Raw genomic sequence first — 12046 nt, forward strand, 5'->3', positions numbered from 1 at the left:
TCTTTGCGTTGGCGAGCCGTTCATAGGCTCATGATCTTCTTGAACTCCTCCTCCGAGTACTTCTTCTCGTTGCGCTTGGTCAGATCCGTCATCAGCTTGTAGCGCAGATCTTTGGCCATCTGATAGGTCTGCTCCAACTGGCCATAGGAGTAGTCGGCGGCCAGCCCGATGGCGGTGGCCTTGTCGCTGGCGTAGGCCTGCTTGAGGCTCTTGTCGAGCACGGCGACCTCCTTGTAGAGCTTGGCGCTCTCCTTGCTCCAGACGTTTCGCAGCAGCGGCAGGTATTTGTCCGGATCGGCGCTGGCCAGCGCTGTCAGGCTGCGGAACTGCCAGTAGGCGGAGTCATCGGAGTAGCTGTCGCTGCCGGTGCGATAGGGCAGGGGGTAGGATTCCAGGGTGTTGTAGAGCGGCACCATCACAGATTCGGCCAGCACGCCGTAACTCTGCCAGATGAGCCCCTGCAGCTCTTTGGGCATCTCCTTGCGCAGCTGGATGACGTGGGATTCCAGCTGGCGATCGACGCGGATCGGCCGCTCTGCCTTGCCCGCCAGAGACGTGCCGTCATAGGTGGCGCTCAGCACCTTGGCCACGTCCGGCACGGCGATGGGGGAATCTGGTTTCATAAAGAGCGGATATTGCGTCTGCCGGGTCGCCTGTTTGTGGGAGGCGGTCAGCATTTTTGCCGAGCCACTCCCGATCCACGTTGTAGGGATCGGCAATCACCCCGAACGCCTTGGCGAAGTTGAAATCTTTCGGATCGGCGTTATCCAGCAGTTTGTGTTCGCGCACGAACTCCAGCAGCTTGGGCGAGTGCAGCACATCGGCGCTGTCGAGATTGACGCCGTGGATGCGCAGGCCGTTGGCCACCATGGCGTAGCTGTCGTCCGGCACCCGCACCGCGATCCAGTGGTGGCCGGAGCCGATCTCCATCAGCCAGGCCTCGTTCACATCCGCCACATAGAGGCTGTTGCCCTCACCGGCGCCATATTGCTCCACATAGCGGCCGAGCAGCTCGACCCCCTCTTTGGCCGTCTTGGCCTGCGGCAGGATCAGGGTCGGGATGATGGCTTCAATCACTCCCTTCTCGATCAGCGGATCGGCTTTTTGGGCCTTGTCGTTGACCTCGGCACTGGTGGTGGCCGAGATGGCGACGTTGAACTCGTTGATGCCGCGCTCCTCATAATATTTGCCTGCCGGGTCGCTGGTTGTGGCATCCCAGTCGTGGATGGCGGAGTAGGCGAAAAATGCTTTGGGCATCGGCACTTCCAGCCCGTTGCCCAGTTTCCAGAGTTTGCCCTCATTTTGCTGCGCGGGCCGGAAGGCGAGGTACTTGTTCCAGTTGTTGACGCCAAAATCCTCGTTTCTGGCGATCATTACGCTGCCGTCCAAGCTGGCTCCCTTGCCGACGATGAGGCCGGTACAGGCGTCGGCACTGGTGCCAAGCAGGGTGAGCAGGGTGGCGGAGAGAAGACTCAAGGTGTGTTTTTTCATAGGTGTACCCGAAGGGTTGTGGTGAGTGAGAGTCAGACGAGGGGATGAGGTGTGGGGAGGCTGCAACTCCGAACTGGCAGCGGAGTGAGCACGGCAGATTGGTCTGCCTGTTATTGGTTTTTCGAACAGATCATCCATGACACGGCTGGCTGGTTGTGATGTGCGCCAAAATTGTATTCCCGAGTGGTTGTTTATTTTGTGATCGAGCTGCGGTTCCTGACTTTTCTCTGGCGTCGTGGTACGCGGACGGCGAAATGTGCCAAAACAGCGTGAACTGGCAGCAGATGAGTCATGATTCTGACGCCAGTTTGCGTGGGGGACGTGGTGAGATCCGCCATATCTCTGGATCTCGCACTATCTGACAAGTTGGCCTGTAACTTGCTGGTTTAATTGATAATGGTGGGGCCTGACGCCCCATGTGACCGGATCAGCCTGTGCCCATTGCCGCAGATGCGCACTGAATTGGAGCCCCCATGGATATCAAACCCTACAGCCAGCAGCTTGCCCAGAGCGCCTCCAACAACCGCGCCCTCGCTACCCTCAACAGTGCCAGTAGCGGCGGTCAGGGCGGTGGCTGGGAGGAGATGGTCAGCCTCTCCACCCAGCGCATGACCGGCCAGGCCCAGCAGGTGCTGACCTACGAACATCTGGCCAAGAACAACAAGTTGCCACCGGCGCTGGATATGAGCTCCGACAAGGGGGGCGTGGTGCAGCAGCTGGTGGACAAGGCGCTTGGTTTCGATCGCAAGAAGTTCAACGAGATCGAAGAGAAGCTCAAGACCATCGCCGATAACAAGAAGCTGACGCAGGAAGAGCGTGCGGAGCAGAGCAAGCCGCTCAACGAGCAGCGAGAGGCGATGCTGAAAGAGGCAATGGATCGCCTGACCGGCAAGAAGAGCTCATCCAAAGATGAGGCCAAAACTGCCTGATCCTGCCGCTGTTCTGAGATCTACCCGGTCGGCACCGATGGGCCAGTGTCGACCGCCGATGGGCAAGCTTCTGCCACCTCTTTTGACCTCACCTCCCCACAGGCGCACAATGTCCGCGCATTGAGCCAGTCGAGGAGTCCGCCGTGTACAACTTCCAATATGCCAATCCGACCCGTATCTGTTTCGGCGAGGGGCAGATCGCCAGCCTGCCCGAACTGATCCCGCCCGGCAGCCGGCTGCTGGTGCTCTATGGCGGAGGCAGCATCAAGCAAAACGGCGTCTATGAGCAGCTGACCCGGGCGCTGGAGGGGGTGACGTGGCAGGAGTTCTCCGGCATCGGCGCCAACCCCAGATTCGAGCTGTTGATGGAGGCGGTGGCGCAGGTGAAACGCGAGCGCATCGACTTCCTGCTGGCGGTCGGTGGCGGCTCGGTAGTGGATGGCACCAAGTTTGTTGCGGCGGCCGCCTGCTACGAGGGGGATGATCCCTGGGATATCTGCGGTAAACAGGCGAGTGTGCACAAGGCGCTGTCGATGGGCTGTGTGCTGACCCTGCCAGCCACCGGCTCCGAGAGCAATCCCACCTCGGTGGTGAGCCGGGGGGATGTGAAGATCTCCTTCAGAAGCCCGCTGGTGCAGCCGCAGTTTGCGGTGCTCGACCCGACCACCACCTACAGCCTGCCGCCGCGCCAGACCGGCAATGGCGTGGTGGATGCCTTCGTCCATATCGCCGAGCAGTACCTCACCTTCCCGGTGGGAGGCGAGGTACAGGATCGGCTGGCGGAAGGTTTGCTGCAGGTGCTGGTGGAGAACGGCCCCAGGGCGCTGGCGGAGCCGACCAACTATCAGGTGCGGGCCAATCTGATGTGGGCGGCCAGTCTAGCGCTCAACGGCCTTATCGGTTGCGGGGTGCCGCAGGATTGGGCCTCTCACGCCATCGGTCATCAGCTGACGGCGCTTTACGGGCTCGACCACGGCCAGAGCTTGGCGGTGGTGCTCCCCTCACTGCTCCGTGAGCGGGCGAGCCAGAAGCAGGACAAGCTGGCCCAGTTTGCCGAGCGGGTGTGGCATTCGACCCGCGAGGACAAGGCCCTGCGCATCGAAGAGGCGACTATCCGCACCGAGCAGTTCTTCCAGAAGATGGGACTGGGTACCCGGCTGGCCGACTATGGCCTCAGCGAAAGTTGCATTCCGGCGGTCTGCTCCAACCTCAAGCGGGTGGGGCGCACCGCGCTCGGTGAGCAGCAGGATATCGACCCGGATCGGGTGGCACGCATTCTCGCCCGCGCGCTATAAGCCGGCGCCGGTTTGTGTCCCTGGCTGATTCATTTTCCCAATTAAAGAGGGCCGCTTGTTGCGGCCCTCTTGTATGACGGGTTAGCCGATCACTCGGTGCGTGCCTTCAGATAACCGGCGTAATCCGGGATCTGTACGCTGAACGCTTGCCGCATATGGGGGCTGTCCATGATGAAATCGGCGGTCGCCTCGTTGGTGGCGACCGGGATGTTCCAGACTGCCGCGAGGCGCAGCAGCGCCTTCACGTCCGGATCGTGGGGCACCGCATTGAGGGGATCCCAGAAGAAGATCAGCACATCGATCTTCCCTTCGGCGATCAGGGCGCCGAGCTGCTGGTCGCCCCCCATGGGGCCGGAGAAGAGGCAGGTGATGGGCAGCTGCGCCTGCTTGCCGAGCATGGTGCCGGTGGTGCCGGTCGCATAGAGATGGTGGAGCTTGAGCTCCTCCTTGCGGCGCATCACCCAGTTCAGCAGAGGGGTCTTCATGTTGTCGTGAGCCACCAGTGCCACCCGTTTGTGGGGCGCCATCTCGCGTGCAATCTGTTCCATGGAAATCGTCCGTAGCATTGTTATTGGAAGAGAGCCGTATCCTAATCGAAAGCGGCGCCCGTTGCCTTGCCGGGCGCCGTAACTGTGATCACTTCGACTGTTCAATCCACTGCTTGTTCTTCTGCTCCAGCACCGAGATGGGCAACATGCCGTATTCCAGCACATGATGGTGGAACGCCTTGAGGTCAAAGCCTCCGCCCAGTGCCTGCTCTGCCGATTCCCGCATCCGGATCAGCGCCAGCTGGCCTGCCTTGTAGGAGGTCGCCTGACCGGTGTAGGCCATGTAGCGCGGCACCTCGGAGCTGATGTCCCCCGCCCCCAGCGCCGAGTTCTCCTTCATGTAGTTGACAGCCTGATCGTGGCTCCAGCCATACCAGTGGATACCGGTATCCACTACCAGCCTCATCGCCCTGAGCATCTCCTCGTTGAGGCGACCGAAGTATTGCAACTGGTTGTTGAAGGCGGATGATCCCTCGACCTTCACGTCTCCCACCGCCGGATCATAGAGGCCCCGTCCCTGATAGAGCCCCATGTCGTGATCCGCCAGGTATTCGGTGTAGAGCGCCCAGCCCTCCGCATAGGCGGTGTAGGAGGCGTTAGCCACGTACTGCGGGAAGTCGGGGTCCTTGGCGGCCAGCTCCTGGGCGATGGTGATCTGGAAGTGGTGACCCGGCGCCGCCTCGTGGGCCAGCAGGGTGCTGATGTTCCAGCTCTGCAGACCATAGGGGTAGTATGTGTTGAGGAAGAACTGCCCCTTGCGGCCGGTCTGCGGGTTGCCGTCCTGATACCAGGCCACCCCGCCGTATGGCGCATCTTCATAGGAGACGGGCACCACCTCGTAATCCAGTTTGGGAATGGTACGTTCGGCATCGAAGAAGTCCGGCAGTACCAGTGCAGCCTTGCTCTTGAAGATGTTGTACTCCTGCAGTGCCCGCTCGTGTTCGGCCAGCGCCTGCTGCTGTGGCCCGCTCAGCATCGCCCCGGCTGCATTGTCCGGGTTGAGGCCGGCGGACCAGACCTCTAGCGGGTTCTGATAGAAGAATGCTGGATCGTTCAGATAGCGGAAGAAGGCGTAGATTTGGCCGCTCTGCTTGCTCTGGCTCACGTCGTCGCTGTCACACTTGCCGACGGTATGGCATACCTTGACCATGGCAGCGAAGATCCGCTCTACCTCGCTCAATCCCAGCTCATGTATCTGCTCGGGTGTCATATTGGTGGTGGTGTGCTTCTTCAGCAGCCAGCTATACCAGTCTCGCCCGTTGGTCATGCCACAGAAACCGTCGTCACACTCGCCACTACCCAAGCGCACTGCATAGGCGCCGCCATGCTGGTAATCCAGATAGTCGCGCAGCGCCAGATAACGGCTGTTGATGCTGTCCAACACGGCTTTGTAGTCTGCTCGCAGTGTGGCATCGGCATCCCCCGGCAACTGCTGCCAGCCGAGGTAGGAGCCGGCGATCGCCTCCCCATCCAGCTTGCTGTTGAGCTGGGCCAGCAGCCGGTCTACCAGCTCATCAGGCAAGGTGTTGCCCTGAATACTGGCCAGCTCGAACTGGTGTTTCACCTCGGCAAGATAGACATCATAGGCCTTGAGCCAGGTGAGGTGTTCCTGATACCAGGCCAGCGGGGTCATTGTTGTCTTTGCTCGAGTTGCCATTGCAAGTGCCGGCGCTGTGTCTGTGCGGTCGAGATCCCGTCGCCATGCGCCATCACCCGGCGTGACCCTGTCGGCCGAGCTGTGCTCGAAATAGTCGAAGCCACTGCTGACGGTGCGAGCCGCTTTGCCGCTGGCAGGGGCTGCTCCGACGTCATCTGCCAGATCCACCACGCGGTTGCGGAAGTGATGGATCGGGATCTGGGATTGGGGCAGATCGTAACCCGCCAGGTTGATCTGCAGATCCCAGCGGATCATGTCGTAGAACAACCGGTCCCGTTCGCTCAGAACGCTCGAGTCCAGGGCATCCAGCCGTTTGAGCAGGGAACTGTCGAGGGCCTTGCGCTTGGCGATGCTGGCGGCATCGATGGCAAAACCGTAGGGGTCGAGCGACTGGCTCTCGCGCAGGGCCTCATCCATGGTTTGCATCAGGGATGTTTTGGTGGCTGCAGGATCTGCCGGTGCGTTCGAGCTGTTGTCATTGCAGGCGGCAAGAGACAGGGCAATGGCGCAGGCTAGCGCGAGCTTGTTGGGTAGGAAGTGCATGATGTAGTCCTTTCACATGTTGTTATTGTATGTCCCTGTGAGGGGCCCCAATAGTGCAACTCCCAAGCGTCTGTTTTTGCGATCTGAATAGCAAAAATACGCTTATTTTTCATGCTGATAAGTGGTGTGAAAAGCTATGCAGCCAGACATTAAAAAACCCGCCTGAGCGGGTTTTTTAATCGTTTTTTCATGCCATAACTATTCAGGATGAGCCGTGGTGCAGTTGCGACTGCTGGTAGTTCTCCAGCCCGATGCGATCGATAAGCTCTAGCTGGGTCTCCAGCCAGTCCACGTGCTCCTCCTCATCTTCCAAGATCTCCTGGAACAGGTCGCGGCTGATGTAGTCCTGCACCGACTCGGCGTAGGCGATGGCTACCTTGAGGTCGGGGATGGCATCCATCTCCAGCGACAGGTCGCAGCGCAGCATCTCTTCGACGGTCTCGCCGATGCGCAGCTTGCCCAGATCCTGCAAATTGGGCAGCCCTTCCAGAAACAGCACCCGCTTTACCAGCTCGTCGGCGTGTTTCATCTCATCGATGGACTCGTGATACTCCTTGTGCCCGAGCGCCTTGAGGCCCCAGTCATCGTAGATGCGGGCGTGCAGGAAGTATTGGTTGATGGCAATCAGCTCATTGGCCAGCACCTTGTTGAGGTGGGCAATGATCTTGGGATCTCCTTTCATCGACAGTGCTCCTTGGTTCGTGCCTGAGGCTTCGATCGTTAGAGCTTAGTCCAGAAAAGTGACAACAAGAGGTCCGGCGAGCCAGCTCGCCTGAGAAAAGGGGTGACCCTGTTGGCGGGTCGCATCAGAAAATAGGTGTCCGGATCAGGCCACTTCGTAGTAGAGCACGGGTTGCTCCTGCTCCATCTTGTCGAGTTCGGCGGCGATAATCTCCATGGTCATGCGCACGCATTTGCCACATTGGGCGCCCACCTCGAGCGACTGCTTGAGCTGGCGGAATTCGCTTTTACCTGACTGCACCGCTTTGCGGATCTGGGTATCTGTGATGCCGCGGCACAAACAGACGTACATGATGGTCACCTCTTGTGGAATGAGATGAAATCTAAATGAGAATGGTTCGTAGTGCAAATAACCATTGGTAATAAGATCCCCTGCTTGCCACTGTGCAACCCCTTGGGGACAATGCTGGCAACCAGAGGAGATCACCATGCTCAAGAAACTGTTCAGCGCCCTGTTCGGGGGCGAGCCGACCAAGGCGCCGGAAGTCACTCCCACCGAATATGCCGGCTATCTCATCTATCCGGAGCCCATGGCAGAAGGTGGCCAGTATCGGCTGGCGGGCCGCATCACCAAGGAGCTGGACGGCGTGCTGCAAACCCACCGTTTCATCCGCTCCGATCTGTTTGCCAATCCGGCCGATGCCGAGCGTTTCATGGTGCAGAAGGCCCACACCTTTATCGATCAGATGGGAGATCGCATGTTCGAGCCCCGCAAATCGGCTGACAGCCAAGCTTCATGACACAGCAAGAGGTCACCCTGCTGCGCGAGGCGCTGGCCCGCGCCGGTGAGCGGCGCCTGATCTGGCTGGAGGGGGAGGAGGCCGAGTGCATTGCCCGCGCCCAATCCCTGCTCGGTGAGACCGTTTTTTGGCTGGGTGCCGGGCCCGAGTGTTATGCCCCTCAACCCGCCGCCAAGGCGCTGCAACTGCTCGGTCAGGAGTGCGACACGCTGGTATTCAACGCCTTCAGCGGCTTTCACCCCGATGCCTTCGGGGCGCTGGCGGGCACTCTATGCGCCGGTGGCTTGCTGTTGCTGCTGACCCCGCCAAGAGTAGAGTGGCCTGCATGGCCGGATCCCGACAGGATCCGGCTGGTGGCCCAGCCGGAGGAGGCGAGCCGGGCCGGCCACGGCTTTATCGCCCGACTGGTGCGGTTGCTGGAAGGTGATCCCGCCCTCTCTCTGGAGCCGCCGGTTTGCGCGCAGCCATGGCAACCGATTGGGCCCGAACGCAGGCTGAGCAGCGATCAGACACGGGCACTGCCCGCCATCCACAAGGTGTTGCAGGGCCATCGTCGTCGGCCACTGGTGCTGAGCGCCGACCGCGGTCGTGGCAAGAGTGCGCTGCTGGGGCTGGCTGCCGCCGAGCTGCTGCGCCAGCAGCCCGCGCTGAACATAGTGGTGACGGCCCCCTCGCAGGCGACGGTAGCGACCCTGTTTGCCCACGCCGCTTGCGGGCTAGATACCACGCAGGAACAGCTGACCGGGTTGAGCTACTGTTCGCCGGATCGGCTGGTGCACGAGGCGATGAATCCCGACCTGCTGCTGGTGGATGAAGCGGCCGCCATTCCGACCCCGCTGCTTGAAGCCATGCTGGCCCGCCACAGCCGCATCGTGTTTGCCACCACCGAGCACGGTTACGAGGGGACGGGGCGCGGTTTTCACCTGCGCTTCAAACGGGTGCTCGATAGCCAGACCCCGGAGTGGCTGGAGATCCACCTCTCTGAGCCCATTCGCTGGAGTGAGCGTGATCCGCTGGAGCCGCTGATTTTCCGCCTGCTCGGCCTCAATGCCGAAGTGGCAACTCCCTTGCCACCGACCAGCCCGAGCTGGCGTCTTATCTGTCAGGAGGCGCTGGCGAGCGACGAGGCGCTGCTCAACCAGCTCTTTGGCCTGCTGGTGCTGGCTCACTACCAGACAACGCCGAGTGATCTCAGGTCCCTGCTGGAGAGCCCGGATCTCGACATCCATCTGCTGGAGCAGGATGCGAGCCTGCAGGGAGTGGCCTTGGTGGCGCGGGAAGGGGGGATAGACCCTGAACTTGCCGAGGCGATCTGGGCCGGTCGCCGCCGTCCGCGCGGCCATCTGCTGCCCCAGTCGTTGCTGGCCCACGCAGGTTTCAAAACGGCGGGGGGGCGCAGCTACGCCCGGGTGATGCGTATCGCCATCCACCCCGAGCTGCACCGCCACGGGTTGGGGTCGCTACTGCTTGGCAGGCTTGAAGAGCATTATCGTCAGGTGGGGATCGATTACCTCGGTTCTGCCTTTTCGGCCAGCGCCGACCTGCTCCCCTTCTGGCGCAAGGCCGGGCTGGCGGTGCTGCGCATCGGCCTGCAGCGGGATGCCGCCAGCGGCTGCCACGCAGCCCTGCTGCTAAAGGCGCTGAAACCCGAACATGAGCCCGAGTTGGATCAGTGGCAGCAGCGTTTTGTACGCCAGCTGCCGACCCTGCTGGCGGGTGAGTTGAGCTTGTTGGATCCCGAGTTGGTATGGCAATGCCTGCAAGGCAGTACCGTCACCGCAGCGGAGCTTGGCGAGTTCGAGCGCGATGAGGTTCAGTGCTTTGCCCTGCATCACAAGCCGTTCGAACTGAGCCAGTCGAGCTTGCAGTTGTGGCTGGCGCGCAATCTGGATGTGTTGGCTTCACGGACTCCTGAAGAGCGTTATCTGCTGATCGCAGCCATCTGGCAATATGCCGACTGGGGAAGACTGGCTGCGAGGTTGCAACTGGCGGGCAAGCCCGCCGTGATCAAGAGTTTGCGGGCGCTGCTGGCGCGTCTCTTGAGTTCCTCTACCACTCGATAGGTTTGCCCTGCCAGTCGAGAAAGCTCAGCTCGCCATCCGGTTGCAGCCGGTTCATCAGGTTAATCAGATGGTCGGCTACCAGCTCGGGACTTTGCACATTTCCCGTCGGTACATTAGCGTGAAACGGGCGAGAGAGTTGGGTATCCACTGTGCCGGGGTGGAAAGCCAGCAATTTGACGCCGGGGGCCCGCCGGGCCAGCTCGATGGCGGCACACTTGAGCAGCATGTTGAGGGCTGCCTTGGATGCACGATAGCCATACCAGCCGCCAGCGCGGTTGTCGCCAATGCTGCCGACCCGGGCGCTGAGAACGGCCAGAGTGCAAGGCTCGCGGCCAAACAGCGGTAACAACTGGCTGATCCAGCGCAGCGGTAGCAGGGCGTTGGTCTGGTAGAGACGGGTCATGGCATCGAGATTGATTGCTTCGAGCCGCTTCTCTGGCTTGATCTCCCCCTGATGCAGGATGCCGTTGCAGATCACCACCCTGTGCGGTCTCGGTGCCAACTCCGCGATGCGCGCCACCACTTCTGTCATCTGCTCATCGCTGTAATCACAACATAGCCAGTGCAGACCCGGCGATGAGAGGCCAGCAGGTGTGGGCTGACGGCTGATGGCAATCACTGGCCCGACACCCGCCGCCAACCAGTGTGTTACCAGAGCCGCCCCGATCCCCAGAAGCGCCAATCACGACAATGCCTTCACTCATATTAGGATCCTTGTGAGTACATGATGGATTTCACCATCAGCCAATGTTGTCCTGATTGGCAGATACGATCGTGCCAGCCTGCGGGATCAAGCGGTTAACGATGCAATCTTGCCGAGATCCGAGCCGTTGGGTGAATTCCATTCCTATACTGAGGGAAAACCGCAGCGGTCTGCTGCCCGCGCAACCAGAATGAGAGTCACCATGATGTCCAAAGATGGGGAAGAGCGTAAATCTATCCTGACCGAAAGTGGCACCAACGAGCTTGAGATCATCGAGTTTCACCTCAAGAAGCAGCTACCGGACGGCCGTGAAAAAACCGCTTATTACGGGATCAACGTCGCCAAGGTGCGCGAGGTGATCCGGGTGCCGGAGACCACAGATTACCCCAACGCCCAGCGTCATATGGTGGGGGTCTTCTCCCTGCGGGATAGGCTGATCCCGCTGGTGGATCTGGCGGGCTGGCTCGGCATCAAGACCAACCCTGACCCCAGCCACAAGGTGGTGATCGTCACTGACTTCAACAAGATGGCCAACGGCTTCCTGATCGACAGTGTCAGCAGGATCCACCGGGTCTCCTGGGAGGATGTGGAGTCCCCCAGCCAGTTTCTGGAGGCGGGGGAGAACGACTGCGTGGTGGCCGTGGTCAGGCGTGATGGCAACCTCATCATGATCCTCGATTTCGAGAAGATCATAGCCGATATCAACCCCGAACTCAGCATGGAGAAGTACGACGTCACCCAGGATCGCAAGGTGCTCATCGACGATCGCATGATGGCGCTGCGCCAGGGCAAAACCATTCTGGTGGTGGACGACTCGGCCTTTATCCGCAAGATGATCGAGACCACCCTGCGCACAGCTGGCTACAACGTGATCACGGCCAAGGACGGGGGAGAGGGGCTGGAGATGATGACGGATTTCGATCGTCTGGCCCAGGAGGAGAGAATGCCGGTGACCGGCTTCGTCAATGCGGTGATCACCGATGTGGAGATGCCGCGCATGGATGGCATGCACCTGCTCAAGCGACTGCGGGATACCCCCTCCTACAAGGAGATGCCCATCGTGATGTTCTCCTCCCTGATGAGCGATGACAACCGCCAGAAAGCCCTGCAACTGGGGGCCAACGATACCATCACCAAGCCCGAGATAGGGCGCATGGTGGGGATGATGGATCACATGCTGCTTGGAATTGCCCCGCCTTCGCCAGCCAACAACATCTGACCTGCCGTTAACTTCCAATTAGCCGGTCGAATTCACTGACCGGTGCCTCAAGCGGCCACTCCTTGCCAAGGAGTGGCCGCGCTGTTTTGGCTGTTTGCTGCGATCCCGACGCCCCTT

9 protein-coding genes and 2 pseudogenes are annotated in these 12046 nt (G+C 60.6%); 5 read left to right on the forward strand and 6 right to left on the reverse strand.

Annotated elements, in window-relative coordinates; genetic code table 11:
* Positions 1-20: 20 nt before the first annotated feature.
* A pseudogene (locus ACTG2U_RS15680) lies at positions 21-1491 on the reverse strand (C69 family dipeptidase).
* A 473-nt stretch (positions 1492-1964) separates the two neighbouring features.
* On the opposite strand from ACTG2U_RS15680, the gene ACTG2U_RS15685 reads away from it, so the two are divergent.
* Positions 1965-2420, forward strand: a complete 456-nt coding sequence (locus ACTG2U_RS15685) for a hypothetical protein (RefSeq protein ID WP_439974725.1) — start codon at positions 1965-1967, stop codon at positions 2418-2420.
* 143 nt (positions 2421-2563) lie between these two features.
* On the forward strand, positions 2564-3715 hold the full coding sequence (locus ACTG2U_RS15690; protein WP_439974726.1) for an iron-containing alcohol dehydrogenase: 1152 nt from the start codon (positions 2564-2566) through the stop codon (positions 3713-3715).
* Positions 3716-3804: 89 nt separating this feature from the next.
* Here ACTG2U_RS15690 and ACTG2U_RS15695 read toward each other — a convergent pair whose 3' ends face one another.
* The 4 genes from ACTG2U_RS15695 to ACTG2U_RS15710 form a co-directional block, all read right to left on the reverse strand.
* On the reverse strand, positions 3805-4263 hold the full coding sequence (locus ACTG2U_RS15695; RefSeq protein WP_005354960.1) for a methylglyoxal synthase: 459 nt from the start codon (positions 4261-4263) through the stop codon (positions 3805-3807).
* Between the two features lie 88 nt (positions 4264-4351).
* Positions 4352-6463: a DUF885 domain-containing protein gene (locus ACTG2U_RS15700; protein ID WP_439974727.1), complete on the reverse strand. Its 2112-nt coding sequence runs from the start codon at positions 6461-6463 to the stop codon at positions 4352-4354.
* A gap of 202 nt (positions 6464-6665) precedes the next feature.
* Positions 6666-7145 (reverse strand): bacterioferritin, encoded by a 480-nt coding sequence (gene bfr, locus ACTG2U_RS15705; protein WP_429013947.1) that lies wholly within the window; start codon positions 7143-7145, stop codon positions 6666-6668.
* Between the two features lie 144 nt (positions 7146-7289).
* Positions 7290-7496: a bacterioferritin-associated ferredoxin gene (locus ACTG2U_RS15710; protein WP_005335965.1), complete on the reverse strand. Its 207-nt coding sequence runs from the start codon at positions 7494-7496 to the stop codon at positions 7290-7292.
* A gap of 136 nt (positions 7497-7632) precedes the next feature.
* Between ACTG2U_RS15710 and ACTG2U_RS15715 the strand changes: the two genes are divergently transcribed.
* Complete coding sequence (locus tag ACTG2U_RS15715) at positions 7633-7944, forward strand: HlyU family transcriptional regulator (protein ID WP_042081878.1); 312 nt, start codon at positions 7633-7635, stop codon at positions 7942-7944.
* The gene (locus ACTG2U_RS15720; RefSeq protein ID WP_439974728.1) at positions 7941-10007 is read left to right on the forward strand and encodes a tRNA(Met) cytidine acetyltransferase TmcA; all 2067 of its coding nucleotides are present in this window, start codon (positions 7941-7943) and stop codon (positions 10005-10007) included. Before ACTG2U_RS15715 ends, ACTG2U_RS15720 begins: the two co-directional genes overlap by 4 nt.
* On the opposite strand, the pseudogene ACTG2U_RS15725 reads toward ACTG2U_RS15720, so the two are convergent.
* Positions 9994-10711 (reverse strand): annotated as a pseudogene (locus ACTG2U_RS15725) (SDR family NAD(P)-dependent oxidoreductase). The gene ACTG2U_RS15720 and the pseudogene ACTG2U_RS15725 overlap by 14 nt on opposite strands.
* Positions 10712-10912: 201 nt before the next feature.
* On the opposite strand from ACTG2U_RS15725, the gene ACTG2U_RS15730 reads away from it, so the two are divergent.
* Complete coding sequence (locus tag ACTG2U_RS15730; protein WP_005335957.1) at positions 10913-11929, forward strand: chemotaxis protein; 1017 nt, start codon at positions 10913-10915, stop codon at positions 11927-11929.
* Positions 11930-12046 lie beyond the last annotated feature (117 nt).

The sequence above is a fragment of the Aeromonas sp. 95A genome, assembly GCF_051919235.1.
GTDB lineage: Bacteria > Pseudomonadota > Gammaproteobacteria > Enterobacterales > Aeromonadaceae > Aeromonas > Aeromonas veronii.

Coding starts and splice junctions, on each gene's coding strand:
- ACTG2U_RS15710 (WP_005335965.1), bottom strand. CDS start 7,496: ATGTACGTCTGTTTGTGCCGCGGCATCACAGATACCCAGATCCGCAAA.
- ACTG2U_RS15720 (WP_439974728.1), top strand. CDS start 7,941: ATGACACAGCAAGAGGTCACCCTGCTGCGCGAGGCGCTGGCCCGCGCC.
- bfr (WP_429013947.1), bottom strand. CDS start 7,145: ATGAAAGGAGATCCCAAGATCATTGCCCACCTCAACAAGGTGCTGGCC.
- ACTG2U_RS15695 (WP_005354960.1), bottom strand. CDS start 4,263: ATGGAACAGATTGCACGCGAGATGGCGCCCCACAAACGGGTGGCACTG.
- ACTG2U_RS15730 (WP_005335957.1), top strand. CDS start 10,913: ATGATGTCCAAAGATGGGGAAGAGCGTAAATCTATCCTGACCGAAAGT.
- ACTG2U_RS15715 (WP_042081878.1), top strand. CDS start 7,633: ATGCTCAAGAAACTGTTCAGCGCCCTGTTCGGGGGCGAGCCGACCAAG.
- ACTG2U_RS15685 (WP_439974725.1), top strand. CDS start 1,965: ATGGATATCAAACCCTACAGCCAGCAGCTTGCCCAGAGCGCCTCCAAC.
- ACTG2U_RS15700 (WP_439974727.1), bottom strand. CDS start 6,463: ATGCACTTCCTACCCAACAAGCTCGCGCTAGCCTGCGCCATTGCCCTG.